Below are 26,395 nucleotides of genomic sequence, written 5' to 3' on the forward strand. Positions count from 1 at the left end.
GTCAGTCTCCCAGGGGCAGGCTGTCGGCGCCGCCACGGTAATGGTCCAGGGCCAGCTTGATCCTGCGCAGGCGCTCTTGATTGTCGTCGGGCATGGCCAGGGCCAGTTCCGTGGCCAACACGTCGATGGCCAGCAGCATGCCGTAGCGGGCGGCGGTGGGCTTGTAGATGAACGGGGTCTCGGCGCTGTGCAGTGGCAACAGCACGTCCGCCAGCCCGGCCAGGGGCGAGTCGGGCAAGGTGATGGCGAGCACGGCGGCGCCGTAGCTGCGGGCCAGGGTCACCGCGTCCAGCAGCTCCGGGGTGAGGCCGCTGAGGGAACAGGCGATCACTGCGTGCTGCGGTCCCAGGGAGGCAGCGGTCACCCGCATCATCACCGGGTCATGGCAGGCGGCGATGCAGTAGCCCAGGCGCACCAGGCGCACCTGCAGCTCGGCGCTGCACAGGGTCGAACAGCCGCCGGTGCCGAAGGCGTGGATCATCCGCGCGCGGCCCAACAGGCGCACCGCATCGGCGAATTGCGCCTCCTCGAAACCCGCCAGGTGCCGGTGCAGCGTCGCCTCGATATCGCCGACGATCTGGCGGTAGAAACCGGACGCCTCGGTGCTCGCCCCCGGATCGAGGAAGCGGCTGCCCACGCCGCTGGCCTGGGCCAGTTGCAGGCGCAGCTGGCGCAAGTCCCGGCAGCCGACGCTGCGGGCGAAACGCGACAGGGTCGCGGCACTGACCTCGGCGCGCCGGGCCAGCTCCTCGAGGCTGGCGGAGGCGGCGAAGCCCACGTCATCGAGCATCAGCCGGGCGATCCGCGCCTCCCCGGTGCTGAGATCGTCCAGGCGCGAGCGGATCTGGTAAAGGATGTCCATCTAGAGAAACTCCGCGAGAACCAGGGTCAGGCCGAAGGCGATCAGCGAGATCAGGGTCTCCAGCACGGTCCAGGTCTTGAAGGTCTGGATGACGCTCATATTGAAGTATTCCTTGACCAGCCAGAAGCCGCCGTCGTTGACATGGGAGAGGATCACCGAGCCGGCGCCGGTGGCGATCACCAGCAGTTCGGGGTGGGGATAACCCAGGCCGACGGCCACCGGCGCCACCACCCCCGAGGCGGTGGTCAGGGCCACGGTGGCCGAACCGGTGGCGACCCGCATCAGCACCGCGAACAGCCAGCCCATCCACAACGGCGACAGCTGGAACTGATGGGCCAGGCCGGTCACCTGCTCGGTCACCCCGGAGTCGATGAGGATGCGGTTCAGGCCGCCACCGGCGCCCACCAGGAGGGTGATGCCGGCGGTCGGCGCCAGGCATTCGTTGGTGAACCTGAGGATCGACTCGCGGTTCAGCCCCTGGGCCAGGCCCAGGGTCCAGAAGCTCACCAGGGTGGCGATCAGCAGGGCGATCACCGAGTTGCCGATGAACAACAGGAACTGGTTGAGCCCGGTACCCGGGGCGGCGATCAGGTTGGCCCAGCCGCCCAGCAGCATCAGCACCACCGGCATCAGGATGGTGCCCAGGGTCAGGCGAAAGCTCGGCAGCCGCACGCGCGGTTCACGGTTGATGAACTGCTGCTCCAGCGGGTTGTGCGCCGGCAACTGGATGTGCGGCACGATCAGCCGCGCATACACCGGGCCGGCGATGATCGCCGTGGGCACGCCGATCAGGATCGCGTACAGCAAGGTCTGCCCCACCGGTGCCTGGTAGGCCTGCACCGCCAGCATCGCCCCCGGATGCGGCGGCACCAGGGCATGCACCACCGACAGCCCGGCGACCATCGGCAGGCCGACCATCAGCAGCGATACCCCGACCCGCCGCGCCACGGTGAAGGCGATCGGCACCAGCAGCACGAAACCCACCTCGAAGAACAACGGCAGCCCCACCAGGAAGGCGATGCAGACCATGGCCCAGTGGGCATTGCGCTCGCCGAAACGGGCCACCAGGGTGCGGGCCACCTGCTCGGCCCCGCCGGATTCGGCCATCAGCTTGCCGAGCATGGTGCCCAGGGCCACCACCAGGGCGATATGCCCCAGGGTCTTGCCGACCCCGGCCTCATAGGCCGCCACCACCCCGGAGGCCGGCATGCCGGCCACCAGCGCCAGGCCCACCGAGACCAGGGTAATGACGATGAAGGGATTGAGCCGGTAGCGCGCGATCAGGACGATCAACGCGATGATGGCGACTGCGGCGTAACCCAGCAGTCCGTAAGCCGATACAGGAGCCACGGATACCTCCTTGAAAACAGCGTCGTTTCGAATGGTTATGAAAGTTTTTAATCACTTCAGGCAGTGAATTTCAAACCATATGAAACTGATTTTCGTAAAGAGGCAGGCTTTGTCGTGCATGGCTATGCCAAAGCCCCGGTGATGAAAATCGGCACCGGTTATTTTCATGCATATGTCGGGCGGGACGGGCGAGCGCGAAGGCTCGCCCGCAGGCCGTCAGTCGTGCTGGACCCGGGCGCGCTTGAGCAGCTTCTTGCAGCGCTCGGACAGGTGCAGCACCCGCAACTGCTTGCCGGCCTTGGCATAGCGTTCGCGCAGGGTCATGAGCGCGGCGATGGCCGAATAGTCGACGAAGCTCAGGTGCCGGCAGTCGATGGTCACCCGCGATGGGTCGTTGGCCGGGTCGAACTGGTTGAGGAACGGCGTGGTGGAAGCGAAGAACAAGGTGCCGTGCAGGTGGTAGAGCTTGCTGCCGTCGGCTTCCAGGTGGCTGTCGGCGTACAGCTCGCGGGCCTGCTGCCAGGCGAAGTTGAGGGCGGCGATGACGATGCCGCACATGACCGCGGTGGCCAGGTCGGTGAACACGGTGATCACCGTCACCGCGAGGATCACCAGCACGTCGTTGAGCGGCACCTTGTTGACCACCCGCAAGGAGGCCCAGGCGAAGGTCTGCTGCGACACCACGAACATCACGCCCACCAGCGCCGCCAGGGGAATGCGCTCGATCAGCGGCGACAGGAACAGCACGAACAGCAGGATCAGCACCCCGGCCACGACCCCGGACAAGCGCCCACGGCCGCCGGAACTGAGGTTGATCACGGTCTGGCCGATCATCGCGCAGCCACCCATGCCGCCGAAGACGCCGGAGACCATGTTCGCCGCGCCCAGGGCCACGCACTCGCGGTTGGTGTAGCCGCGGGTCTCGGTGATCTCGTCGGTGAGGTTCAGGGTCAGCAGGGTTTCCAGCAAGCCGACCATGGCCATCAGGAAGGCATAGGGCGCGATGATGCCCAGGGTTTCCAGGGTCCAGGGCACCTCCGGCAGCGCCAGCGCCGGCAAGCCGCCGGCGATGTGGGCCATGTCCCCCAGGGTGCGGGTCGGCAACCCCAGCACGTACACCAGGAGGCCCACGCCAAGGATCGCCACCAGCGCCGGCGGCACCGCCCGGGTCAGGCGCGGCAGCAGGTAGACGATGGCCATGGTCAGCGCCACCAGGCCGGCCATCAGGTACAGCGGCTGGCCGCTGAGCCAGTGCTCGCCGCTCTTGAAATGCTCCAGCTGGGCCAGGGCGATGACGATCGCCAGGCCGTTGACGAAGCCCAGCATCACCGGGTGCGGCACCATGCGCACCAGCTTGCCCAGGCGCAGCAGGCCGAAGGCGATCATCACCAGCCCGCCCAGCAGTACCGTGGCCAGCAGGTACTGCACGCCGTGCTGCACCACCAGGGCGACGATCACCACCGCCATGGAGCCGGCAGCACCGGAGACCATGCCCGGACGGCCGCCGAACAACGCGGTCAGGGTGCAGATGAAGAAGGCGCCGTACAGGCCCATCAACGGGTTGAGGTGGGCGACCAGGGCGAAGGCGATGCACTCGGGCAGCAGGGCGAAGGAGGTAGTGAGTCCGGCCAGGACATCGGCACGCAGACGTTTTGCTTTCATGATTGACCTGATAGTTGGGCCGCGCAGGGGCCCGGGGAATGGCGGGGGAAATCAGGCGGGAATGGTACGGAATCAAGACGCCGCCGACCAGCCGGCCGTCGGCGCGCAGCCAAGCCCTTGCCGGAACCGGCGTACCGGCTCAGGCAAGGGCGCAGCGGTTACTTAACGACTTTGCCGACGCCACGCCCACGTGGGTCGGAAGCGGTTTCAAGCTGGGAACCATTGACCCGGATGGCCTGGATATCACCCATCTCCCAGCCCTGGTCCTCGAGGGTGTAGCCCATGGCCTTGAGTTCATCGGCGACCTGGCCGGTGAGCGGCGCATAGGCGTCGTAGTAGATCGTGTCCTTGGGCAGCAGTTGGTGATGCACGCGTTGCGCGGCCACGGCTTTCTCCAGGGGCAGGTGGAAGTCGTAGAGGTTGTTCAACACCTGGAAGATCGAGGTGAAGATCCGCGATCCGCCGGGAGTGCCCAGCACCAGGGTAACCTTGCCGTCGCGGGTCACCAGGCTCGGGCTCATGGACGACAGCATGCGCTTGCCCGGGGCGATGGCATTGGCATCGCCACCCACCACGCCGAAGGCATTGGCCACGCCGGGCTTGGCGCTGAAGTCGTCCATCTCGTCGTTGAGCAGGAACCCCGCGCCCTTGACCACCACGCCGCTGCCGTAGTCCCAGTTCAGGGTGTAGGTATTGCTCACTGCATTGCCCTGGGCATCGACGATGGAGAAATGGGTGGTCTGGTGCCGCTCCAGCCCTGGGCGCACCTTGTCGGTGGGCGAGATGGCGTCGGGGTTGACCTGGGCCGCGCGCTGCTTGAGGTAGGCCGGGTCGGTCAATGGCTTGACCGGCACCTCGGAAAACGCCGGATCGCCCAGGTAGTCGGCACGGTCGGCGAACACGCGCTTCTCGATTTCCGCCAGCAGGTGGATGTACTTGGCCGAATTGAGCTCGACGCCCTTGAAGTCCGCGGCGCGCTCTTCCTTGATGCCGATCAGCTGGGCCAGGGCGACCCCGCCGGAACTGGGCGGCGGTGCGGTGTACAGCACGTTGCCACGGAAACCCACCTGCAGCGGCTGGCGCCACTGGACCTTGTAGTCCTGCAGGTCCTGCTTGGTGATCAGGCCCTTGTCGGCCTGCATCTGGGCCACCAGCAAGTCGGCGGTCTTGCCGCTGTAGAACTCCTTGGCGCCCTGGTCGGCGATGCGTTCCAGGGTCGCCGCCAACTCCGGCTGGCGGAAGGTCTGGCCGGGTTGCATGCTGCCAAAGTAATCACCGAAGTTGGTGCTGCCGTTGAACAGCTTCAAGGCATCCTCGCGGTACTGGTACTGCTTGTCCGCCACCTTGAAGCCGTTCCTGGCGTAGGCCACTGCCGGGGTGACGAGTTCGCTCTAGGGCAGCTTGCCGAATTTCCGGTGGGCCTCCCACAGGCCCATCACGGTGCCCGGCACCCCGGCGGCGCGGGCGCCCACCAGGCTGAGGTTCTCGATCACCTCGCCCTTGTCATTCAGGTACATGTCGCGGGTCGCGGCCTTGGGCGCGGTTTCCCGGTAGTCGAGGAAATACGGCTTGCCGTCGATGAACAGCGTCATGAAGCCGCCACCGCCGATATTGCCGGCTTCGGGATAGGTCACGGCCAGGGTGAAGGCCGTGGCCACCGCAGCGTCCACCGCATTGCCGCCCTTCTTGAGGATCTGCGCCGCGACATCGGCGCCGTACTGGTTGGGTGCGGCCACCGCACCGCCTTCAAGGGGCGCGGCGAAGGCTGGAATACTGGCAGCGAGCGCCAGGCCCAGGGTGAGGGTCATGCACGGCAAGATACGCATGGAGTCCGTCCTTTATCGTTGTTTTCAGACCAGACGAACCTTAGCAGGCCGTTGAAAAACTATCTGCGTTGCCATCGCTGCGTTAAAAACAGGCCGGTGCGCCAGCCCGGTCAAAATGCTCATTTACCATTTGTAAACTGCGCTTTTTCGCCTGTTTTCGCCTTGCGCTGGCTGCCTCGCCTACGTTTTTCAACGGCCTGTTAGACGCTTTGTTGCGCGGAGGGCAAACGCCCACAGCAAAACGGCCGCCCGCAGGCAGCCGTTTGTCGCAGACGGATCAGTGGAGCAGCCGCTCCTCAGACCATCTCGTGCTCGATCCACTCCAGCACCGAAGTCCGCTGCGGCGCCCAGCCCAGCAGCTCGCGGGCCTTCTTGCCGCGCACCCGGCTGTTGGAGCCCAGGCCATAGTTGGCCATCTCGTAGCCCCACTCGGCCTCGGCGGCAGGCAGCGGCCAGTCCTCGGGTTCGCCCAGATGCAGGGCACGGGCCATGGCGCGGGTCATGTCGATGAAGGATGCCTCGCCGCTCTCGACGAAGTAGAAACTGCCCGGGGTGTTGCCGGTCAGGGCCAGGGCGTAGAGCGCCACCACGTCCTCGATGTGCACGTTGGACCAGATGTTCTGCCCCGGCCCGACGTGGCGCACCACACCGCTCTTGCGCGCTTGCTTGAGCAGGCGCGGCAGCTGCACGCTGTCACGCTTGACGCCCAGGCTGTGGCCGTAGATCAGGGTGTTGCACAGCACCGCCGAGTTCACCCCGTCCTTGGCCGCCGCCAGGATCAGGTTGTCGATGGCCACCCGGGCGGCCTTGTCCACGGTGGGCTCCGGCAACTGGTCTTCGTAGTAGACGGTATCGCTGGCCTTGCCGCCGGAAGCGTCGCCGACGATGCTCGAACCGCTGGTATGCAGGAACGGCTTGTTCGAACCCTTGAGCGCGGCCAGCAACACTTGCACCGCACCACGATGGTCGCTGCTGGCAGCGTTGATCACCGCGTCGGCGGCCCGGGCCTGTTCGCCCAGCAGGGCGCTGTCGTCCAGGCTGCCCACCACGGGCTTGATGCCCAGGGCCGTCAGCTCGGCGGCTTGCTCGGCGCTGCGCACCAGGCCAGTGACCTGATGCCCGGCCTTGACCAGGCCGGTGGCGATGGAACCGCCGATGAAACCCGCGGCACCGGTAACGAATACGTTCATGGAGAGACTCCCTGGGTGGATAAGTGATGGCGCCAGTATCGGCGCGCCTGTTCCGACGAAACAGCCGGGCTGGACCAAATCACTCTTGCGCAGGAATCACGAATCCCCAGCCTGGGAAGCATGACCTCAGCCCTCGAAGCCCGGGTCAGCGTAGTCGGCCAGCTTGCCCTGGATGAAGTCCAGGAAGCACTGGATGCGCAGGGCCAACTGCGAGTTGCGGTAGTACACGGCGTTGATCGGCTGGCGGTAGCCGCTGTTGAACTCGCCGAGGATCGGCATCAGGCGCCCGGCACGGATGTCGTCGATGGTCATGAAGTGCGACAGGCAGGCGATGCCCTGCCCCTCCAGTACCAGGTGGCGCAGGGTCTCGCCGCTGGAGGCGCTGATGCCCGGCTGGATCTGCCAGCGGTCGCCATGGGGGTGGCGCAGCGGCCAGTGGTTGAGGCTTTCGGTCTGGGTGAAGCCCAACAGCGTGTGTGCGCTGAGCTCGGCAACGCTGTGCGGGGTGCCATGGCGTTCCAGGTAAGCCGGGCTGGCCAGGATGCGCAACGGGCTGCAACCCAGGGAGCGGGCATGCAGGGTCGAGTCGGCCAGGGTGCCGATGCGGATCGCGATATCGGTGCTCTGCTCCAGGAGATCGATGATCAGGTCGTTGCTGTTGAGCTCCAGCTGGATATGCGGGTACAGACTGCGGAACTCGGCGATGTAGGGCACGATGGCATGCAGCATGAACGGCGAGGCGGCGTTGATCCGCAGGCGTCCCGAAGGGGTCTGCTGGCGCGACGACAGGCGCTCTTCCAGTTCGTCCATCTGGTCGAGGATCGACTTGGCCTGCTCGAAGAAATACTTGCCCTCCTCGGTCAGGTCCATGCGCCGGGTGGTGCGGTTGATCAGCGTGGTATCGAGCTTGGATTCCAGGCGCGACAAGGTGCGGCTGACCGCCGATGGCGTCTGCCCGACCTGCTCGGCGGCGGCGGAGATGGAACCGCACTCGATGACACAGACGAAGATCTGCAGTTCGTCGGATCTGGCTTTCACAGGGAACCCTCTATCGATTGGTAGCTGTAGCCGCGCGCAGACTGCGACGCGCGGCGGCTACAGGAACGGCCTACCGATATTAGCGGCTTTGGGCCTCAAGGCCGAACACCTGGCGCAGATGCTGCTCATAGCGGCGCACGTCGCCCTCGACGTCCGGACGCTTCATCACGTCGACGCAGAGGAAGGTCGGCAGGGGGCTCATGCCCAGGAACTGGTTGGCCTTGTGGAACGGGAAATAGACCGCGTCCACCCCTTTGCCTGCGAAGAAATCGCTCGGGTCGTCGAAGGCCTGCTGCGGTGCATTCCAGGTCAGCGAGAGCATGTACTGCTTGCCCTGGACCAGGCCGCCGCTGCCGTACTTCTGCGAAGCGTCGGAGCGGGTCCGGCCGTCGTTGGCATACAGGCTGCCGTGACCCTGGGTGAAGACTTCGTCGATGTACTTCTTGACGATCCAGGGCTCGCCCATCCACCAGGCAGGCATCTGGTAGACGATCACGTCGGCCCAGAGATACTTCGCCACTTCTTCCTGGGCGTCGTAGCCCTGGTCGATATGGGTGACCTTGACGTCCAGGCCGCCACGATCCAGCACCGCCAGCGCAACCTCATGCAAGGTAGTGTTGTAGCGGCCATCGGAGTGGGCGAATTGCTTGGCGCCATTGAGCAGCAGTACTTTTTTCATGAGCGGGCCCTGTCGCGGGAACGGCCCCTTGCATGCGTCGCGCGACGCCAGGCCGTTGGGGTGGAAAACGAGGGCGGCAGGTTAGTGAAGGGCTCGCGCGGGAATAAGCCCCGGGCGCTCAAAATACATTTGCCGCAAAGGCACGAATCAAACCTTGATTGTTGCCTTAGAATCCCTGGCAATTTCCTTTGCCATGAGTGCATCGCCATGTCCCGCCAGGCTTTCATCCTCCATGCCAAGACCCGCCCCGAACGGGCTGCCGAATTCGAAGCGCTGTTCCTGGGTTATGTCGCCGCCAGCCGGGCCGAACCCGGCTGCATCGAGTACCACATGCTGCGCGACCGGCAGGACCCTAGCCTGTTCATCTTCTACGAAGTCTGGGAGTCCCAGGAGGCACTGGACGTGCACTCCAACCTGCCGCACATGAAGCAGTTCCGCGATGCGCGCATGGAGTACCTGGAGCGCGACTTCGAGATCCGCGCCATCGACATGCTCAGCCCGGCTTCTGCTAGCCGCTGACGAGCAGGTGGGCCCCCAGCAGGGCCAGGCCGATGAAGAACACCCGCTTGAACAGCAATGCGCTGATGCGCTGGCGCAACCACTGCCCCAGCCACATGCCCAGCAGCGCCGGAACCAGGGCCAGCAACGAGGCCCCCAGCTCCGCACCGCCCAGTTGACCGCCCCAGGCCAGGCCGGCGGCCAGGGCCAGGGTCGAGACGGTGAATGACAGGCCCAGGGCCTGGACCAGCGCATCGCGGCCCAGGCCCAACGCTTGCAGGTAAGGCACCGCCGGAATCACGAATACCCCGGTGACCGCAGTGACCAGGCCAGTGGCCAACCCACACAAGGGCGCCAGCCAACGCTCATGGGCCGGGGCGATGCGCAGCTGCGGCAAGCACAGGCCCGCCAGGGCATAGAGCAACAGCGCCGCGCCCAGCCCCCGCACCACCCACGGCCCACCATCGATGCCCAGCCACAGGCAGCCGCCCAGGGTGCCGACGCAGGTCGCCAACAACAGCGGCCACAAACGCCTGAGCAGGGCCGGCAGGTGCCCACCCAAAGCCAGTTGCCAGAGATTGGTCAGGGTCGCCGGAATGATCAGCAAGGCCGCAGCCTGCGCCGGAGCCATAGCCAGCCCCAGGAGCCCCATGGCCACCGTGGGCAGGCCCAGGCCGATCACACCCTTGACCATGCCAGCCATGACGAAGATGCCGAGCACCCATAAAGACAGGGCCAGGCCGAGATCCTGATAGAACGCGAGGGAAGTATTCATGGGCCTATCCTGCACTCGCCCGGCTGCGCTGAAAATCTGCCATATACTGAGCCAGCCTCTTGCCGTACAAGAGGCTGGTTCCCGATACCCTGGCTGTGGAGGCCCCGCATGCACTTCGACCTGGTGGACCTGCGCTTGTACTTGAATGTCCTCGAAGCCGGAAATATCACCGCCGGCGCCCACCGCAGCCACCTGTCCCTGGCCGCCGCCAGCGCGCGGATCCGCGCCATGGAAAGCTCCCTGGGGATCGAGTTCCTCGAACGTGGCCGTCGCGGGGTCAGCCCGACACCGGCCGGCAAGGCCCTGGCCCAGCACGCCCGGACCCTGCTGCGGTATGCCGAGCACCTGCAGCAGGACCTCACCGAGTACGCCAGGGGGGTCAAGGGCCAGGTGCGCTTGCTGTGCAACACCAGCGCCCTGAGCGAATACCTGCCGGAGTTGCTGGCGGACTTCCTGCGTGACCGGCCCCAGGTCGACATCGAGCTGCAGGAGCTGCCCAGCATGCGCATCACCCATGCCCTGCGCCAGGGCGCGGCGGAGCTGGGCATCGTCTCCGACGCCGTGGATACCCATGGCCTGGAGAGCCGGCCGTTTCGCGACGACCCGCTGTTCCTGGCGATGCCTGTGGACCACCCATTGCGCCAGCAGGCCGAACCGCGCTTCAGCGACACCCTGGCCCACGACTATGTCGGCCTGGCCAGCCACAGCGCCCTGGCGGTGTACCTGGAAGAACAGGCCCTGCACCTGGGCCGGCGCATGCAGTTGCGAATCCGCGCCGAAGGCTTCGACGCCGCCCTGCGCATGGTGGCCCGTGGCGCCGGGCTGGCCCTGGTGCCCCAGGCCGCCGTGGAACGCAACCGCCACCTGGCCCTGCATGCCCGGCCCCTGGGCGAGCCCTGGGCCCGGCGCCGGTTGCTGCTGTGCGCCCGGGATTTCGCCACCTTGCCGCTGTATGCCCAGGAGCTGTGCCAGGCCTTGCTCGAACCTTGACTCTACCCCTAGGGGCAGACCTTAGCCTGCGGGCTTCTTCCTCAAGGACCAAGGCAATGAGCAAACGCATCCTGGTGATTCTCGGCCACCCCTCCCGCGCCAGCCTGTGCGCGGCATTGAGCGAGCGCTATGTCGCCGCGGCGCAGCAGGCCGGCAATGAAGTGCGCTGCCTGTACCTGGGCGACCTGCGCTTCGATCCGGTGCTGCAGGAGGGTTACCGACGGATCCAGCCACTGGAGGACGACCTGCAGCGAGCCCAGGCCGATATCCTCTGGGCCGAGCACCTGGCCTGGGTCTTCCCCATCTGGTGGGGCGGGATCCCGGCCTTGCTCAAGGGCTTTCTCGACCGGGTGCTGCTGCCCGGCTACGCCTTCAAGTACCGCCCCGGCAAGGCCTTTCCCGAGCAGTTGCTCAAGGGCCGCACCGCCGACCTGCTGGTGACCATGGACACCCCGCCCTGGTACTACCGCTGGTTCTACCGCATGCCCGGCCTGCACCAGATGCGCCGCACCACCCTGGCCTTCTGCGGCATCCGCACCTTGCGCACCCTGACTTTCGGCCCGGTGCTGGACGCCAGCGACCTGGCCCGCGCCAGCTGGTTGCAGCAGGCGGAGCGACTTGCCAGGCGCTGAATCTGCCCGATAATGCGCGGCACCCGGCCACCCTGCCCGGTCCAGCACAAGGAAGCCGCCATGTACATCGGCCAAGCCGCGCGATTGTCCGGAACCACCATCAAGAGCATCCGCCACTACGAGGCCATCGGCCTGTTGCCCGAAGCGCCGCGCCAGGGCCGCTACCGGCTCTATGACGCGCAGAGCGTCGAGCAACTGGTGTTCATCAAGTGCGCGCAACAGCTGGGATTCAAGCTCAAGGAGCTGCAACAGGTATTCGCCGCCCACCAGGGCCAGGCCTTCCCCTGGGACCAGGCCCAGGCGGCCCTGGCGCGCAAGAAGCGCGACCTGCGGCGCCAGATCGATGACCTGCAACAACTGCACGCCCGACTGGAAGCCTTCGAGGACAGCCTGCAACAGGCCCGGGAGGAGTGCCCCCTGGACAGCCTCTAGCGGGCCGTTGAAAAACTGGCGGCGTTGCCATCGCCTATGTTTTTCAACGGTCTGCCAGGGCCGCCCGGGAAGCGGCGCATCAGACTTGCGACAACGCGGCCGAGCTCCTGGACCGGCGGAAGAACAGCCAGTAGACCAGGCTCAGCAACAGCAGGAAGGGTACGCCGAACACCAGGGTCATCTTGAATGCATCGGTGAAGAAGGTAGTGATCATCACCGCCCCCATCAGGAACAAGCCGAGCAAGGTGCTGTAGGGAAACAGGCGCATGCGGAACGACAGCGGCTGCTCGCCATGGCGCTGGTGGTAGCGCCGGAAGCAGTAGTGGGTGAGGAAGATCATGAACCAGGTGAAGATCGCGCCGAACATCGAGATCGCCATCATCAGGGCAAACGAGCTCTCCGGGTAGAACACGTTGATCAGGGTCGCCAGGGCGATGCCGGAGCTGGACAGCAGCAAGGCATTGAGCGGGATCCCGCTCTTGCTCAGGGCGCCCATGGACTTGGGCGCATAACCGGCGCGGGACAGGCTGAACATCATCCGCGTGGTGATGTAGAGCTGGCTGTTCATGGCCGACAGCGCGGCGATCAGGATCACGAAGTTCATCACCCCGGTGGCCCCGGGAATGCCGATGGTCTGCATCACCGTGACGAACGGACTCTGGGCCTTGCCCGCCTGGACCCAGGGCACGATGGCCAGCATCAGTGCCAGGGTCAGCAGGTAGAACACCACCAGGCGCAGGATGGTGGCGCGAAACGCCTGCTTCACCGCGCGCTGCGGATCCTTGGCCTCACCGGCCGCCACCGCGATCATCTCCACGCTCAGGTAGCTGAAGATCGACACGATCACCGCGATCCACATGCCCTGCAAACCGTTGGGGAAGAAGCCGCCGTGGGCGCTGTAGTTGTGCACTCCGTAGTCGGGGTTGCCGGAGCCGAACACCACGTACACCGCCAGGATGATGAAGCCGACGATGGCGGCGATCTTGATGGTGGAGAACCAGTATTCGAAGTTGCCGAAGGTCTTCACGCTGATGGCGTTGAGCAGGATCAGCATGCTGGAGAAGGAGATGATCCACACCCACTCCGGCACGTTGGCGAACCAGTACTTCATGTACATGGCGATGGCCGTGACCTCGGCCCCCACCGCCAGGACGATGGCCGCCCAGTAGGCATAGCGCACCAGGAAACCGGCCAGGGGCCCGATGTAGAACTCGGCATAGGCGCCGAAGGAGCCGGAGGTGGAATGGGCCACGGTCATTTCCGCCAGGCACCCCATCAGCAGCAGGGTGATCAGGGCGCCGATGGCATAGCTGAGCAGCACGCTGGGCCCGGCATAACCTATGGCATAGGCGCTGCCCATGAACAGCCCGGTACCTATGGCTCCACCGATGGCGATCATGCTCATCTGGCCGGCGGTCAGCTGCCGCCTCAGGCCGTGCTCGCGATTGGAAATCGCTTCGAAACCCTTGTTGGTGGTGGTCACGTTCAGTGCCTCTTTATTGTTGTGTGCACGTGTTGATCTATTTGGCGGCGCGTCCTTGTGCCACGCAGTGTCGTCATGCGGCGCAGGCCGCGAGCGGGCCGGGCCCGGTCGCGGCCTGCGCCAGCGGCTAGCGGCTTCAGGTCACGCTGTGGCGCACCTGGAACTGCGGTTGCGCCCAGGTCTTGGCATCGAGGATCTCGCCGAGGATCTGCACCGCGTCCCACACCTCACTGAAGGTGGTGTACAGCGGGGTGAAGCCGAAGCGCATGATTCGCGGCTCGCGATAATCGCCGATCACGCCCCGGGCGATCAGGGCCTGGATCACCGCGTAGCCCTCGGGATGCTCGAAGCTCACGTGGCTGCCGCGCTTGGCGTGCTCACGGGGGGTCACCAGCGTGAGCTGGTGGCCGGCGCAGCGCTGCTCCACCAGTTCGATGAACAGGTCGGTCAGGGCCAGGGACTTGCGCCGCAGGCTCTGCATGTCGGTCTGCTCGAAGATCTCCAGGCCGCACTCGACCATCGCCAGCGAGGTGATCGGCTGGGTGCCGCACAGGTAGCGGGCGATACCGCTACTGGGTTCGTAGGCGGTGGCCATGTCGAACTGCCGGGCATGGCCGAACCAGCCGGACAACGGCTGGGTCACCAAGTCGCACAGTGCCGGGGCGACCCAGGCGAATGCCTGGGAGCCGGGGCCGCCATTGAGGTACTTGTAGGTGCAGCCGATGGCGTAGTCGGCGCCGCAACGCTTGAGCTCCACCGGCACCGCGCCGGCCGAGTGGGCCAGGTCCCAGATGCTCAGGGCGCCGGCCTCGTGGATCAGCCCGGTCAGTTGCTGCATGTCGTGCATGTGGCCGGTCTTGTAGTTGACGTGGGTGAGCATCACCACCGCGGTGTCCTGGTCGATGGCCGCCGGCACCTGCTCGGGGCTGTCCACCAGGCGCAGCGAATAGCCCTGCTGGAGCAGCTGGGTCAGGCCTTCGGCGATGTACAGGTCGGTGGGGAAGTTGCTGCTTTCGGAGACGATCACCCGGCGCTCGGGCGCGCGCTCGGCCTGGACCCGCAAAGCGGCGCTGAGCACCTTGAACAGGTTGATCGAGGTGGTGTCGGTGATCACCACTTCCCCGGCATCGGCGCCGATCAGCGGCGCCAGGCGATCGCCCAGGCGCTGGGACAGGTCGCGCCAGCCGGCGCTGTTCCAGCTGCGGATCAGGCCATCGCCCCACTCCTGCTCGATCACCTGTCGGGCCCGCTCCAGGGAGGCCACGGGGCGCGCGCCCAGGGAGTTGCCGTCGAGGTAGATGACCCCCTCGGGCAAGGCGAAGCGCTGGCGCAGCGGCGCCAGGGCATCTTGTTCATCGAGGCGCAGGCAGTGGTTTTTATCGATCATTGGAAGTCCTGTCTTGGTCAGTGCCCTGCCCGTCCCGAGCGGGAACGCAGGGCGTCGGCAATGGATAAACCCGGAAAATAATGAACGAAGCGATGGAGAATTTTCGTGCAAAGTGCGGCGCGATCCCGTACTAATCTCGAATTAAATTCTAAACCTTCAATAAAAAACGTGGATTTATGCCAGCCATGATTCTCGACGCCACCGACTTGCGCATCCTCCATCACCTGCAACAGGACGGGCGCATCAGCAACCAGGAACTGGCGGAGAAAGTCGCCCTCTCGCCCTCGGCCTGCCTGCGCCGGCTGCGCATGCTGGAGAACGAAGGCATCATCAGCGGCTACCGCGCCCAGCTCGACGCCGAACGCCTGGGCATCGAACTGGAGGCCATCGTCCACGTGTCCCTGCGCCAGGATGTGGAAGGCTGGCACGAGACCTTCATCGCCAAGGTCCAGCAGTGGCCGGAGGTGATGGCCGCCTACGTGATCACCGGCGCCAGCAACTACGTACTGCGCATCCAGGCACGCAACCTCAGGCACTTCTCGGACTTCATCGTCAACCACCTGAACCGCGCCAGCGGGGTCACCGACATCCGCTCGGAAATCGTCCTGCAGAAGATCAAGGAACAGAACAACCTGCTGGACCTGGTGCCACGCAAATGACCGCCGCGCCACCGCTCAGTTGCGGGTCGGATGGCGCTGGGCCGTGACGCTCGGGGCTTCGTCGAACAGCTTGCGGTACTCGGCGGAGAACCGCCCCAGGTGGGTGAAGCCCCAGCCCAGGGCAATCTCGGAAATGTTGCGCGCCGCGCCTTGCTCGAGAATTTCCTGGCGCACGCCGTTGAGTCGATGGCGCTTGAGATAGGCCATCGGTGACAGCGCGAAGTATTTGCCAAAGGCCTCGAACAGCTTGTAGCGCGAAACCCCGGCGGCGGCTTCCAGATCCTCCAGGTGCACCGCCTCGCGGGCATGCTCCTGCAGGTATTGGCGGGCCCGCACCAGGTAATGCGGCAGCTTGACCCCGAGCACCTGGCGCAACTCGCTGGAGTAATTGTTGGGCTGGGCCAGGATCAGGCCCTTGATCAGCGAGTTCTCGATCTCCCGGGTGAAGGCCAGTTGCTCGTAGAGCTCGTTGCCCTGGGCCAGTTCGCCGAGGAAGTGCCGGGCCATGCGCCACCAGGAAGCGGTCGCGCCATGCAGCGCATCCATGCCCGGCTCGAAGCGCAGCGGCTGCTGCACCGGTCGTTGCAGCAGGGCCTCCAGGGCCTCGCTCATGGCCGGCCGGGAAATCACCACCTGCAGCTTGCGACAGTCGCCGGAGATGGCCAGCGCCTGGCTTTCATTGGGGGCGATGATCACCCCATGGGCGCTGTCGGAGTGCAACAGGCGGCCGTCCTTGCTCAGCTCCTGCTGGCCACACAGCGGCAAGCTCAGGCTGTAGCTGCTGAAGCGCTCGATATCCTCGATATCCACCACCACGTCGGTGCCGTACTCGATGATGCCCAGGGTGGTGGCCCGCGACCTGAGCACATGGGCACTGTGGTGGAAACGGATCCGCTCCGGAGTGGCGGTCTCCAGGCGATGCGGGCCGCAGATGCCCGACATCCAGCGCCTGGCGCCTTCGAGGTCGTAGTGATCGACGCGAATATCGCGCAACTGCCCATCAGCCTTGTTGTTCATCACGGCACACCCACGGCAATTTTCTTTAGCGCGCTCTGACGGCGCGTCTTGTCTGGCAGGGCAAGTTTTGCGCCAACCGGCGAAGCTGCCAACCCAGTGGATAACAATAGCCGACTAAGTGGATAAACCGCCCGGCCATCCGGGTCGTGTCCACCCTCGTGCTGCCACCTGCCGTGTAGAAACGCCCCACTCTGCAGCCACAACACGGGGCGCCGCCGGGGGCTTTCACCCAACCTCCCGCGCTCGACCGCCACAACAGGCACCCTGGCCAATTTGTGGATGCGCTTGGCCGACTAAGCGGATAGCCACCCCTGCCCCGCTCTCACTCTAATGACCGTACCGATTGGCCTGAATAAAAAAGGTACCGACCATGAGTGGTGCAAGAAGCATCGAGCAATGGCAAGAGTTCATCCACGGCTGCCTGGATTTTCGCCCCGCTGACGGGGTGTTCCGCATCGCCCGGGAGATGTTCACCGAGCCCGAGCTGTTCGACCTGGAGATGGAGCTGATCTTCGAGAAGAACTGGATCTACGCCTGTCACGAAAGCGAACTGCCCAACAACCACGACTTCGTCACGATGCGGGCCGGACGCCAGCCGATGATCATCACCCGCGACGGCGAGGGCCGGCTCAATGCGCTGGTCAACGCCTGCCAGCATCGCGGCACCACCCTGACCCGGGTCGGCAAGGGCAACCAGTCGACCTTCACCTGCCCCTTCCATGCCTGGTGCTACAAGAGCGACGGCCGTCTGGTGAAGGTCAAGGCCCCCGGCGAGTACGCCGAGGATTTCGACAAGGCCACCCGCGGCCTGAAGAAAGCCCGGATCGATAGCTACAAGGGCTTCGTGTTCATCAGCCTGGACGCGAGCGGCGAAGACTCCCTGGAAGACTTCCTCGGCGACGCCAGGATCTTCTTCGACATGATGGTCGCCCAGTCGCCCACCGGCGAGCTGGAGGTGCTGCCGGGCAAGTCCGCCTACACCTACGACGGCAACTGGAAACTGCAGAACGAGAACGGCCTGGACGGTTATCACGTCAGCACCGTGCACTACAACTACGTGGCCACGGTGCAGCATCGCCAGCAGGTCAACAGCGAGAACGGCACCGCCAGCGCCACCCTGGACTACAGCAAGCTCGGAGCCGGCGATGCCGCCACCGACGACGGCTGGTTCGCCTTCGCCAACGGCCACAGCGTGCTGTTCAGCGAGATGCCCAACCCGGCGGTGCGCTCCGGCTACGCCAGCATCATGCCGCGCCTGGTGGAGGAGTACGGCCAGGCCCGGGCCGAATGGATGATGCATCGCCTGCGCAACCTGAACATCTATCCCAGCCTGTTCTTCCTCGACCAGATCAGCTCGCAGCTGCGGATCATCCGCCCCATGGCCTGGAACAAGACCGAGATCATCAGCCAGTGCATCGGCGTCAAGGGCGAGAGCGACGCCGACCGGGAAAACCGCATCCGCCAGTTCGAGGACTTCTTCAACGTCTCGGGCATGGGCACCCCGGACGACCTGGTGGAATTCCGCGAGGCCCAGCGCGGCTTCCAGGCCCGCCTGGAACGCTGGAGCGATGTCTCCCGCGGCCATCATCGCTGGGCCACCGGGCCGACCGCCAACACACGGAACCTGGACATCCAGCCGGCCATGACCGGCACCGAGATCACCCATGAAGGGCTGTACGTCAACCAGCACGAGAACTGGCAGCGCTTTCTCCTCGACGGCCTGCAGCGCCGGCCCCTGAAACTGCGGGAGGCATGACCATGGATGCACAACTGCAATACCGCATCGAACAATTCTTCTATCGCAAGTCCGAGCTGTGCGACGCCCAGGACTGGGACGCCTACCTGCAACTGTTCGCCCCGGACAGCGTGTTCCACCTGCCCCAATGGGATTCCGAGCATGTCTATACCCAGGACCCCAAGCGCGGCATGTCGCTGATCTACTACAGCAACCGCTCGGGCCTGGAGGACCGGGTGTTCCGCCTGCGCACCGGCAAGGCCGCGTCCACCATCCCGATGCCGCGCACCCTGCACACGGTCAGCAACCTGCGCATCGCCCCAGGCGAGCAAGAGCTGCTGCAGGTTCGCCTGAACTGGCACACGTTGTTCTACCGCCTGGCCACCTCCGAGCAGTTCTACGGCCACGCCACCTATGACCTCAAGCCCCACGGCGAGAGCTGGCTGATCCAACGCAAGCACGTGGTGCTGCTCAACGACCAGATCAACTCGGTGCTGGATTTCTATCACCTCTGACTCGACGGATATTCTCCATGACGCACAAGGTCGCGTTCAGCTTCGCCGACGGCAAGACCCTGTTCTTCCCGGTGCACGCCAATGAAATATTGCTCGACGCCGCCCTGCGCAACGGCATCAAGATCCCCCTGGACTGCCGCGAGGGGGTGTGCGGCACCTGCCAGGGCCGCTGCGAGGCGGGCCAGTACAGCCAGGACTACGTGGACGAAGAGGCGCTGTCGGCCCAGGACCTGGCGCAGCGCAAGATGCTCAGCTGCCAGACCCGGGTGCAGTCCGACGCGGCGTTCTACTTCGACTTCGATTCCAGCCTGTGCCACGCCGCCGAGCCGGTGCGCTATCGCGCCTCGGTCCAGGAGGTGCGCCAGGTTTCGGACAGCACGGCGATCCTGCGCCTGGACCTTGGGGCCAACCCGGCCCCGCTGGACTTCCTGCCTGGCCAGTACGCCCGCCTGGGCATCCCCGGCACCGGCACCAGCCGCGCCTATTCCTTCGCCAACCGCCCGGCGGCGGACCAGCAGTTGCAGTTCCTGATCCGCCTGCTGCCCGACGGGGCGATGAGCAACTACATCCGTGAGCGTTGCCAATTGGGCGACAGCCTGGAACTGGAAGCGCCGCTGGGCGCCTTCTACCTGCGCCAGGTCAGCCGCCCGCTGCTGCTGGTGGCCGGCGGCACGGGGCTGTCGGCGTTGCTGGCAATGCTCGAGCAGATCGTCGAGCAAGGCTGCCAGCAACCGGTGCACCTGTACTACGGGGTGCGCCACAGCGCCGACCTGTGCGAGCTGGAGCGCATCCAGGCCTACGGCGAGCGCCTGCCCGGGTTTCGCTTCACCCCGGTGATCAGCGATGCCGATCCGGCCTGGACCGGCAAGCGCGGCTACATCAGCGAACATTTCGACACCGAGGAACTGCGCACCAGCGAGGCCGACATGTACGTCTGCGGGCCACCGCCGATGGTCGATTCGATCCGCGCCTGGCAGCAGCAACAGGGCCTGGAGCACGTCCAGCTGTATTACGAGCGCTTCACCGACAGCACCAACTGACTCCACCGGCGATCGCCCAACGCCCTGCCAGGACACCGGACACCGGACACCGCCCGACCAGAGGTCGGCCCAGCGGCAGATGGCAGCAAGAACAGGGACTTGGGCGTGTTCGGCTTTACTACGGGAGCTTGACGCGGAGTAATATCTGATCCCGTCGACAATAAGACGCGACCGCTGCCTGCATCCGGGTAGCGGTCCTGATAACAACTAGAAGAGAGCGCAAGTTAGTGGATCAGACCTTGAAGCAGGGTGAACTCAAGCGTGGCTTGAAGAACCGCCATATTCAGCTGATCGCCCTGGGTGGGGCGATCGGCACCGGACTCTTCCTCGGCTCGGCCGGGGTCCTGAAGTCCGCCGGCCCCTCGATGATCCTGGGTTATGCGATCGCCGGATTCATTGCCTTCCTGATCATGCGCCAATTGGGCGAGATGATCGTCGAGGAGCCGGTGGCCGGCTCCTTCAGCCATTTCGCCCACAAATACTGGGGCGGCTACTTCGGGTTCCTTTCCGGCTGGAACTACTGGGTGCTGTACGTGCTGGTGGGCATGGCCGAACTCACGGCGGTGGGCAAGTACATCCAGTTCTGGTGGCCGGAAATCCCCACCTGGGTCAGCGCCGCGGTGTTCTTCGTGCTGGTCAACCTGATCAACATGATGAACGTGAAGTTCTACGGCGAGGCCGAGTTCTGGTTCGCCATCATCAAGGTGGTGGCCATCGTCGGCATGATCGTGCTGGGTTGCTACATGCTGTTCAGCGGTAGCGGCGGCGCCCAGGCCTCGGTGAGCAACCTGTGGTCCCATGGCGGCTTCTTCCCCAACGGCGGCACCGGCCTGCTGATGGCCATGGCCTTCATCATGTTCTCCTTCGGCGGCCTGGAGCTGGTGGGCATCACCGCCGCCGAAGCCGCCGAACCGCGCAAGGTGATCCCCAAGGCCATCAACCAGGTGGTCTACCGGGTCCTGATCTTCTACGTCGGCGCCCTGGCGGTGCTGCTGTCGCTGTATCCGTGGGACGAGCTGCTGGTGAGCCTCAACGCCGGCGGCGACTCCTACAGCAGCAGCCCCTTCGTGAAGATCTTCGCCCTGATCGGCAGCGACGCGGCGGCGCAGGTCCTCAACTTCGTGGTCCTGACCGCGGCGCTCTCGGTGTACAACAGCGGCGTGTACTGCAACAGCCGCATGCTCTACGGCCTGGCCGAACAGGGCGATGCCCCGCGCGCGCTGATGAAGCTCAACAAGCAGGGCGTACCGGTGCTGGCCCTGGGTATCTCGGCGCTGATCACCATGCTCTGCGTGCTGGTCAACTACCTGGCTCCGCACGAAGCGCTGGAGCTGCTGTTCGCCCTGGTGGTGGCGGCCCTGATGATCAACTGGGCGTTGATCAGCCTGACCCACCTGCGCTTTCGCAAGGCCATGGCCGAGCAAGGCGTGGTGCCTTCGTTCAAGGCCTTCTGGTCGCCGTTGAGCAACTACCTGTGCCTGGCCTTCATGGTCATGATCATCGGCGTGATGCTGATGATCCCGCCGATCCGCGCCTCGGTGTACGCGATCCCGGTGTGGATCGCGCTGATCTGGGTGTTCTACCGCCTGAGCCAGGCGAAGAAAGCCAGCCAACCGGCCCTGCGCTGACCCATCAGGGGCCGCGTGCAGGCCCCTGTGCAAAGCCAAGCCCGGCCTTGCTCCAAGGCCGGGCTTTTTCATGCCCACCGCAAAAGTGGTCTGCTGCCATCTACACAAGCGGCCTGAAACTCCAGGCCGCTCGCTCTCTAGAATCGACGCTCTTCCCGGCGATATCGGCCCGGGAACCGGATCCTGGATGGAGAGTGGCATATGAGCAGAACGACCGCGGGCCTGAGGCCGAGCGATTTCTTTTCCCCCACGGTGGCGGCGCTGATCTCGGTGCTGGTGAACTATGGCGGGACCTTCGTCCTGGTGCTCCAGGCCGCTGAACTGGCCCAACTGACGCCGGCCCAGACCGCCTCCTGGGTCTGGGCGGTGTCTGTGGGCGTGGGCGTCACCGGACTCTGGCTGAGCCTGCGCCACCGGGCTCCGATCATCACCGCCTGGTCGACACCCGGGGCGGCGTTCCTGGCCACGGTACTGCCTGGCACGCCCTACGCCGAAGCGATCGGCGCCTACATGGTCTCGGCCCTGGGCTTCATGCTCCTGGGCCTGTCCGGGGCCTTCGACAAGCTGGTGCGGCTGATTCCCCAGGGGATCGCCGCAGGTTTGTTGGCCGGCATCCTGCTGCAGTTCGGGATCAATGCCTTTGGCGGCGCCAGCAGCGATCCCTGGCTGGTGATGGTGCTGCTGGTGTCCTATGCACTGCTGCGGCGCTTCACCTCGCGGTTCGCCGTGGTGGGTATCCTGCTCATCGGCCTGGGCCTGTTGGTGGCCCAGCAGCGGATCGACTTCGGCGCCTTGCAGCCGAGCCTGGCGACGCCGCTGTTCACCGCTCCGCAATTCTCCGTCCAAGCCCTGCTCGGGGTGGCGCTGCCGCTGTTCGTCATCACCCTGACCGGCCAGTACATGCCGGGCATGCTGGTGCTGCGCAACGATGGCTTCGCCACCAGCGCCAACCCGCTGCTCAGGGTCACCGGGCTGGGCTCGCTGCTGATGGCGCCGTTCGGTGCCCATGCCTTCAACGTGGCGGCAATCACCGCCGCCATCTGCACCGGCAAGGATGCCCACCCGGACCCGAGCAAGCGCTACCTCGCCGGCATCGCCTGCGGGCTGCTGTACATCCTGGTGGGGACCTTCGGCGTGACCCTGGCCAGCCTGTTCCTGGTGCTGCCCAAGGCGTTCATCGGCACCCTGGCGGGCCTGGCGCTGCTGGGCGCCATCGGCGGCAGCCTGGGCAACGCCATGGCCGATGCCAGGACCCGGGAAACCGCGCTGATCACCTTCCTCGCCACGGCGGCCAATGTCACCTTGCTGGGCATCGGCGGGGCATTCTGGGGGCTGCTGGCCGGCTTGACCGCCCACCTGCTGATCCATGGCCGGTATCGCCGCTTCAGCGCCAGCAACGCACGTTCCTGAGGCTGGCCAACAGGCCGTTGAAAACGTAGGCGAGGCAGCCAGCGCAAGGCGAAAACAGGCGAAAAAGCGCAGTTTACGAGTGGTAAATGAGCATTTTGACCGGGCTGGCGCACCAGCCGGTTTTCAACGCAGCGATGGCAACGCAGGTAGATTTTCAACGGCCTGCTAAGGGGTTCGCAGGGCCTGCCCCAGGCGCGCCATGGCGGCATCGATTTCATGGGCGCTCAGGGACGCATAACCCAGCAGCCAGCCTTGCTCCTTGTGTTGGCCGGCATACAGCCGGCTGAGCCCGGGCAGTTGCAGGCCGATGGCAGCCGCCCGGCGCTGGGTCTCGTGCTCGGTCCAGCCGGGTTCCAGCAGGCAGGGGATCTGCAGGCCGCCTGGCGGCGGCAAGGCCCGGGCGATGCCCGCCAGATGGCGCTCGATGGCCTCGAGCATGGCCTGCCGGCGGCCGGCGTAGAGCTTGCGCATGGCCCGCACGTGAGCGTTGTAGTGCCCCTCCTCCATGAACCGCGCCAGGGTCAGCTGGAGGATCTGCGGAGTGTGGCCGTCCATGATGCTGCGGGCCGCGCTGAAGGGCGCCACCAACTCCTCGGGCAGGACCATGTAGCCCATGCGCAGGCCGGGGTACAGGGTCTTGCTGAAGGTGCCGATGTACAGCGTCCGCTGGTAGGGGTCCAGGCCCTGGACGCAGGCGGTGGGCAAGCCGTCGTAGTGGAACTCGCTGTCGTAGTCGTCCTCGATGATCCAGCGTTGGTGCTCGGCGGCCCAGCGGGTCAGTTCCAGCCGGCGCTCCAGGGCCAGGGTGGCGCCACTGGGGTACTGGTGCGATGGGGTCACATAGACGCATTGGGCGCCGCTGCGGTCGGCCCGCAGCAGGTCGGTGCGCAGGCCCTGGGCGTCGACCTCGATGGGCACGATCCGCGCCTCGGCGGCCTCGAAGGCCTTGCGGGCGCCGAAGTAGCCGGGGTTCTCCATCAGGATCGGCTTGCCGGCGTCCACCAGCAGTTGGGCACACAGGAACAGCGCCTGGCGGGTACTGCTCAACACCAGGATCTGCCCCGGCACCACCTTGGCCCCGCGCTCCAGGTTGAGGTAGGCGGCGATGGCCTTGCGCAGCGGCTCGGCGCCTTGCGGATCGCCATGCAGCAGCACCGTGGCGCGGGATTCCTTGAGCACCTGGCGCTGCAGGCGCTCCCAGGCCGCCAGCGGAAAGCTGCGGGTTTCCGGCAGGCCCGTGGCAAAGGCACGGACCACTTGCTGGTCGCTGACCCCGCCGCGCTCGAACAGCACCCGCCCCCGGCGGCTCAGGCCCGAACCCGGCTCCCGGGCACTGGACGGTTGCTCCTGCCAGCGCAGGCGGCGACGCGCCGCGCCGCGCAACTGGGCGCCGATGGTCTGGCTGACATAGCTGCCGGATCCTTCGCGGCGGACGATGAAGCCATCGCGCTGCAACTGCACATAGGCGTTCTCCACGGTATCGCGCGATACCCCCAGGGACTTGGCCAGGACCCGGGTCGCCGGCAGCTTCAATCCCGGGTCGAGGGCGCCATCGAGGATCAGCCCGCACAGGGCGCGCTGGATGCGCTGATGCAGGTCCAACGCCTGGAACTCCGGGTCGTTGAGCCGCATGTTCAGGGTCTCGAGTTCGAATATCTGGGCCATGTGGTCTGCCTGGGCAAGTGAAAATCCGCCTGAAGGGCGGCCACTTTAACTCCGGGAACCTGGTCGGTCACCTGCTGGCCGGCCGATGAAAAACGCCCCGGCTGGCGGGGCGTTGGTCTGGATCATTGCGGCGAACGTACGCGCCACAACTCGGGGAACAGCACGGTATCGAGCATCTTGCGCAGGTAGCCCACGCCCTCGGTTCCGCCGGTGCCGGGCTGGAAGCCGATGATCCGCTCCACGGTGGTCACATGGCGGAAGCGCCACTGGCGGAACGAGTCTTCGAGGTCGATGAACTTTTCCGCCAACTGGTACAGGTCCCAGTATTTCGCAGGATCGGCATACACCTGGCGCCAGGCCGCCTCTACCGACGGATCATGCTGGGTCGCGCTGGTGCTGTTGAGCGCCAGGCGCTGCGGATCGATGTCCAGGCCGCTGCGGGCCATCAGGGCGATCGCCTCGTCGTACAGCGACGGGGTGGCGATGGATTCCTGCAGCGCCTGCAGCAGCTCGGGACGGTGGGCATGGGGACGCAGCAGAGCCGCACTCTTGTTGCCCAGGATGAATTCGATATCGCGGTACTGGACCGACTGGAAGCCCGAGGACTGGCCCAGGTACGGACGGATGGACTTGTATTCCGAAGGGGTCATGGTGGCCAGCACCGCCCAGGCATGTACCAACTGGTCGAAGATCCGCGAGACCCGCGCCAGCATCTTGAACGCCGGCGCCAGCTGGCTCTGGCGCACCTGCTCACGGGCGGCCTTGAGTTCGTGGAGCATGAGTTTCATCCACAGCTCGGAGGTCTGGTGCTGGATGATGAACAACATCTCGTTGTGGTCTGGCGACAACGGATGCTGGGCGCTGAGGATGCGCCCCAGGTCCAGGTAGTCGCCGTAGCTCATGGAGTCGGAGAAATTCAGCTGGGCGTTATGCCATTCATCCGGTGGGTTGCTTGAAAAGGGACATTGGCTCATCGCGTGGGCTCCTCGTCTCGGTCGGCTGGGTCCGGCACCTGTGCCTGGGCAAGGGTGCGCGAGTGGCCCGCCGTATTAGTTATTGTAGGAATCAATCGGCCAACGGGCGCAGGATCGCCCGCACCGGACTGGCATCCAGGTGGGCGAAGCGCAGTGGCAGGGCAATCAGTTCGTAGTCGCCTTCGGGCACCTGGTCGAGCACCACTCCTTCGAGGATCGCCATGCCATGCCGGGCCACGGCGTTGTGGGCATCCATGGTCTTGGACTGTTGCGGGTCCAGGGAGGGCGTGTCGATGCCCACCAGGCGCACACCGAGGCTGGCCAGCAAGTCGATGGTGGCCTGGGCGACGGCGGTGAAGTCAGGATCCCAGGCGCTCAGCGGAGCCTCACGGTAGGTCCGCAGCAGCACTCGCCGGGGCAGGTCGTCCAGGCGCCCGAGCAAGTCCTCGGGTTGCACCAGCGGGCCGCTGCCCAGGCAGTGCAGGACCCGGCACGGCCCCATGTACACATCCAGCGCTACTTCGCCGATGGGCAAGCCGTCAGGGCGGTAATGCAGCGGCGCATCGACATGGGCGCCGGTGTGGGGGGACAAGGTGATACGCCCGACATTCACCGGGCACTCGGGCCCGAACTGCCAGACGCGCTCCTCCTGGAATGGGGTATCCCCCGGCCAGGTCGGGGTCGCGGTACTCAAGGGTGGGCTGATATCCCACCAGCGGGGAGTGTTTTCCATGGGTGCGGCTCTCGGTCGGTCCGGACTGAATGATACGAGCGAAGCCGGTAAAGATTCTTGCGAAATAACGCGAGCAACCCTGGATGTTTCGCAAGAACTGCCAATAAAGCCGGATTTGGCGGATGAATCTTTCAAGCCTGCAAGCAGCTCCAAGCCCCCGGTGCAGCGTTTCTGGATAGCTGGGTGTCGAGTCCAGGCATCCCCACTGGCGCCGT

At 65.5% G+C, this 26,395-nt stretch carries 23 protein-coding genes and 1 pseudogene; 10 read left to right on the forward strand and 14 right to left on the reverse strand.

All coding sequences use genetic code 11. From position 1 onward, the window contains the following. Position 1: 1 nt before the first annotated feature. From AC3WK8_RS19920 to mdaB, 7 genes and pseudogenes are all read right to left on the reverse strand, one after another. Entirely contained in the window at positions 2-862 is an 861-nt protein-coding gene (locus tag AC3WK8_RS19920; protein WP_103325677.1) for a MurR/RpiR family transcriptional regulator, read from the reverse strand. Further along, a complete protein-coding gene (locus AC3WK8_RS19925; protein ID WP_103325678.1) occupies positions 863-2,212 on the reverse strand; it encodes a GntT/GntP/DsdX family permease in 1,350 nt (449 codons plus the stop codon). 216 nt (positions 2,213-2,428) lie between these two features. Then, positions 2,429-3,874, reverse strand: coding sequence for a SulP family inorganic anion transporter (locus tag AC3WK8_RS19930; protein WP_103325679.1), 1,446 nt, complete (start codon positions 3,872-3,874; stop codon positions 2,429-2,431). A gap of 158 nt (positions 3,875-4,032) precedes the next feature. Further along, positions 4,033-5,700, reverse strand: a pseudogene (ggt, locus tag AC3WK8_RS19935) (gamma-glutamyltransferase). A gap of 296 nt (positions 5,701-5,996) precedes the next feature. Continuing rightward, positions 5,997-6,890 (reverse strand): NAD-dependent epimerase/dehydratase family protein, encoded by an 894-nt coding sequence (locus AC3WK8_RS19940; RefSeq protein ID WP_085598911.1) that lies wholly within the window; start codon positions 6,888-6,890, stop codon positions 5,997-5,999. 126 nt (positions 6,891-7,016) lie between these two features. Further along, positions 7,017-7,928 (reverse strand): LysR family transcriptional regulator, encoded by a 912-nt coding sequence (locus tag AC3WK8_RS19945; protein ID WP_085598909.1) that lies wholly within the window; start codon positions 7,926-7,928, stop codon positions 7,017-7,019. Positions 7,929-8,007: 79 nt separating this feature from the next. After that, the gene (gene mdaB, locus AC3WK8_RS19950) at positions 8,008-8,607 is read right to left on the reverse strand and encodes an NADPH:quinone oxidoreductase MdaB (RefSeq protein WP_085598906.1); all 600 of its coding nucleotides are present in this window, start codon (positions 8,605-8,607) and stop codon (positions 8,008-8,010) included. Positions 8,608-8,814: 207 nt separating this feature from the next. Here mdaB and AC3WK8_RS19955 point away from each other — a divergent pair, with 207 nt between their 5' ends. Continuing rightward, on the forward strand, positions 8,815-9,126 hold the full coding sequence (locus AC3WK8_RS19955) for a putative quinol monooxygenase (protein WP_053136805.1): 312 nt from the start codon (positions 8,815-8,817) through the stop codon (positions 9,124-9,126). On the opposite strand, the gene AC3WK8_RS19960 is transcribed toward AC3WK8_RS19955, so the two are convergent. After that, on the reverse strand, positions 9,116-9,880 hold the full coding sequence (locus AC3WK8_RS19960) for a sulfite exporter TauE/SafE family protein (RefSeq protein WP_103325680.1): 765 nt from the start codon (positions 9,878-9,880) through the stop codon (positions 9,116-9,118). The two genes, AC3WK8_RS19955 and AC3WK8_RS19960, sit on opposite strands and share 11 nt — an antisense overlap. Positions 9,881-9,988: 108 nt before the next feature. On the opposite strand from AC3WK8_RS19960, the gene AC3WK8_RS19965 reads away from it, so the two are divergent. The 3 genes from AC3WK8_RS19965 to AC3WK8_RS19975 are packed head-to-tail and all read left to right on the forward strand — an operon-like array spanning position 9,989 to position 11,934. Further along, positions 9,989-10,870, forward strand: a complete 882-nt coding sequence (locus AC3WK8_RS19965) for a LysR family transcriptional regulator (RefSeq protein WP_103325681.1) — start codon at positions 9,989-9,991, stop codon at positions 10,868-10,870. 56 nt (positions 10,871-10,926) lie between these two features. After that, the gene (locus AC3WK8_RS19970; protein WP_103325682.1) at positions 10,927-11,502 is read left to right on the forward strand and encodes an NAD(P)H-dependent oxidoreductase; all 576 of its coding nucleotides are present in this window, start codon (positions 10,927-10,929) and stop codon (positions 11,500-11,502) included. A 60-nt stretch (positions 11,503-11,562) separates the two neighbouring features. Then, on the forward strand, positions 11,563-11,934 hold the full coding sequence (locus AC3WK8_RS19975) for a MerR family transcriptional regulator (protein WP_022638945.1): 372 nt from the start codon (positions 11,563-11,565) through the stop codon (positions 11,932-11,934). Positions 11,935-12,013: 79 nt separating this feature from the next. Here AC3WK8_RS19975 and AC3WK8_RS19980 read toward each other — a convergent pair whose 3' ends face one another. Together AC3WK8_RS19980 and kynU are read right to left on the reverse strand one after the other, a co-directional pair. Next, on the reverse strand, positions 12,014-13,417 hold the full coding sequence (locus tag AC3WK8_RS19980) for an amino acid permease (protein WP_085598896.1): 1,404 nt from the start codon (positions 13,415-13,417) through the stop codon (positions 12,014-12,016). A gap of 136 nt (positions 13,418-13,553) precedes the next feature. Beyond that, a complete protein-coding gene (gene kynU / locus AC3WK8_RS19985) occupies positions 13,554-14,804 on the reverse strand; it encodes a kynureninase (protein ID WP_103325683.1) in 1,251 nt (416 codons plus the stop codon). Between the two features lie 185 nt (positions 14,805-14,989). Between kynU and AC3WK8_RS19990 the strand changes: the two genes are divergently transcribed. Continuing rightward, a complete protein-coding gene (locus tag AC3WK8_RS19990) occupies positions 14,990-15,463 on the forward strand; it encodes an Lrp/AsnC family transcriptional regulator (RefSeq protein WP_022638944.1) in 474 nt (157 codons plus the stop codon). A gap of 15 nt (positions 15,464-15,478) precedes the next feature. Here AC3WK8_RS19990 and AC3WK8_RS19995 read toward each other — a convergent pair whose 3' ends face one another. Continuing rightward, positions 15,479-16,480, reverse strand: coding sequence for an AraC family transcriptional regulator (locus AC3WK8_RS19995; RefSeq protein ID WP_103325684.1), 1,002 nt, complete (start codon positions 16,478-16,480; stop codon positions 15,479-15,481). A 370-nt stretch (positions 16,481-16,850) separates the two neighbouring features. Here AC3WK8_RS19995 and antA point away from each other — a divergent pair, with 370 nt between their 5' ends. The 5 genes from antA to AC3WK8_RS20020 all read left to right on the forward strand — a co-directional run bounded on the left by antA (position 16,851) and on the right by AC3WK8_RS20020 (position 22,808). After that, positions 16,851-18,236: an anthranilate 1,2-dioxygenase large subunit gene (gene antA, locus AC3WK8_RS20000; protein WP_103325685.1), complete on the forward strand. Its 1,386-nt coding sequence runs from the start codon at positions 16,851-16,853 to the stop codon at positions 18,234-18,236. Positions 18,237-18,238: 2 nt separating this feature from the next. Continuing rightward, positions 18,239-18,730, forward strand: a complete 492-nt coding sequence (gene antB / locus AC3WK8_RS20005) for an anthranilate 1,2-dioxygenase small subunit (protein ID WP_085598892.1) — start codon at positions 18,239-18,241, stop codon at positions 18,728-18,730. A 17-nt stretch (positions 18,731-18,747) separates the two neighbouring features. Next, positions 18,748-19,770, forward strand: a complete 1,023-nt coding sequence (gene antC / locus AC3WK8_RS20010) for an anthranilate 1,2-dioxygenase electron transfer component AntC (protein ID WP_103325686.1) — start codon at positions 18,748-18,750, stop codon at positions 19,768-19,770. Between the two features lie 227 nt (positions 19,771-19,997). Beyond that, the gene (locus tag AC3WK8_RS20015) at positions 19,998-21,398 is read left to right on the forward strand and encodes an amino acid permease (protein WP_031319922.1); all 1,401 of its coding nucleotides are present in this window, start codon (positions 19,998-20,000) and stop codon (positions 21,396-21,398) included. A gap of 201 nt (positions 21,399-21,599) precedes the next feature. Further along, the gene (locus AC3WK8_RS20020; RefSeq protein ID WP_085598887.1) at positions 21,600-22,808 is read left to right on the forward strand and encodes a benzoate/H(+) symporter BenE family transporter; all 1,209 of its coding nucleotides are present in this window, start codon (positions 21,600-21,602) and stop codon (positions 22,806-22,808) included. A 165-nt stretch (positions 22,809-22,973) separates the two neighbouring features. Here the strand turns inward: AC3WK8_RS20020 and pdxR are convergent, their stop codons facing one another. The 3 genes from pdxR to kynB form a co-directional block, all read right to left on the reverse strand. Further along, the gene (pdxR, locus tag AC3WK8_RS20025; protein WP_085598885.1) at positions 22,974-24,473 is read right to left on the reverse strand and encodes a MocR-like pyridoxine biosynthesis transcription factor PdxR; all 1,500 of its coding nucleotides are present in this window, start codon (positions 24,471-24,473) and stop codon (positions 22,974-22,976) included. A gap of 122 nt (positions 24,474-24,595) precedes the next feature. Continuing rightward, a complete protein-coding gene (gene kynA / locus AC3WK8_RS20030) occupies positions 24,596-25,447 on the reverse strand; it encodes a tryptophan 2,3-dioxygenase (RefSeq protein WP_103325687.1) in 852 nt (283 codons plus the stop codon). A 91-nt stretch (positions 25,448-25,538) separates the two neighbouring features. Then, complete coding sequence (gene kynB / locus AC3WK8_RS20035; protein WP_053136781.1) at positions 25,539-26,180, reverse strand: arylformamidase; 642 nt, start codon at positions 26,178-26,180, stop codon at positions 25,539-25,541. Positions 26,181-26,395: the final 215 nt, after the last annotated feature.

The sequence above is a fragment of the Pseudomonas sp. FW507-12TSA genome (assembly GCF_058781435.1).

What these genes read in the sequence shown, in the direction of transcription:
- AC3WK8_RS19920 (WP_103325677.1), bottom strand. Translation starts at nt 862, where the DNA reads ATGGACATCCTTTACCAGATCCGCTCGCGCCTGGACGATCTCAGCACC.
- AC3WK8_RS19930 (WP_103325679.1), bottom strand. Translation starts at nt 3,874, where the DNA reads ATGAAAGCAAAACGTCTGCGTGCCGATGTCCTGGCCGGACTCACTACC.
- AC3WK8_RS19940 (WP_085598911.1), bottom strand. Translation starts at nt 6,890, where the DNA reads ATGAACGTATTCGTTACCGGTGCCGCGGGTTTCATCGGCGGTTCCATC.
- mdaB (WP_085598906.1), bottom strand. Translation starts at nt 8,607, where the DNA reads ATGAAAAAAGTACTGCTGCTCAATGGCGCCAAGCAATTCGCCCACTCC.
- AC3WK8_RS19955 (WP_053136805.1), top strand. Translation starts at nt 8,815, where the DNA reads ATGTCCCGCCAGGCTTTCATCCTCCATGCCAAGACCCGCCCCGAACGG.
- AC3WK8_RS19960 (WP_103325680.1), bottom strand. Translation starts at nt 9,880, where the DNA reads ATGAATACTTCCCTCGCGTTCTATCAGGATCTCGGCCTGGCCCTGTCT.
- AC3WK8_RS19965 (WP_103325681.1), top strand. Translation starts at nt 9,989, where the DNA reads ATGCACTTCGACCTGGTGGACCTGCGCTTGTACTTGAATGTCCTCGAA.
- AC3WK8_RS19970 (WP_103325682.1), top strand. Translation starts at nt 10,927, where the DNA reads ATGAGCAAACGCATCCTGGTGATTCTCGGCCACCCCTCCCGCGCCAGC.
- AC3WK8_RS19975 (WP_022638945.1), top strand. Translation starts at nt 11,563, where the DNA reads ATGTACATCGGCCAAGCCGCGCGATTGTCCGGAACCACCATCAAGAGC.
- kynU (WP_103325683.1), bottom strand. Translation starts at nt 14,804, where the DNA reads ATGATCGATAAAAACCACTGCCTGCGCCTCGATGAACAAGATGCCCTG.
- AC3WK8_RS19990 (WP_022638944.1), top strand. Translation starts at nt 14,990, where the DNA reads ATGATTCTCGACGCCACCGACTTGCGCATCCTCCATCACCTGCAACAG.
- AC3WK8_RS19995 (WP_103325684.1), bottom strand. Translation starts at nt 16,480, where the DNA reads ATGAACAACAAGGCTGATGGGCAGTTGCGCGATATTCGCGTCGATCAC.
- antA (WP_103325685.1), top strand. Translation starts at nt 16,851, where the DNA reads ATGAGTGGTGCAAGAAGCATCGAGCAATGGCAAGAGTTCATCCACGGC.
- antB (WP_085598892.1), top strand. Translation starts at nt 18,239, where the DNA reads ATGGATGCACAACTGCAATACCGCATCGAACAATTCTTCTATCGCAAG.
- antC (WP_103325686.1), top strand. Translation starts at nt 18,748, where the DNA reads ATGACGCACAAGGTCGCGTTCAGCTTCGCCGACGGCAAGACCCTGTTC.
- AC3WK8_RS20020 (WP_085598887.1), top strand. Translation starts at nt 21,600, where the DNA reads ATGAGCAGAACGACCGCGGGCCTGAGGCCGAGCGATTTCTTTTCCCCC.
- pdxR (WP_085598885.1), bottom strand. Translation starts at nt 24,473, where the DNA reads ATGGCCCAGATATTCGAACTCGAGACCCTGAACATGCGGCTCAACGAC.
- kynA (WP_103325687.1), bottom strand. Translation starts at nt 25,447, where the DNA reads ATGAGCCAATGTCCCTTTTCAAGCAACCCACCGGATGAATGGCATAAC.
- kynB (WP_053136781.1), bottom strand. Translation starts at nt 26,180, where the DNA reads ATGGAAAACACTCCCCGCTGGTGGGATATCAGCCCACCCTTGAGTACC.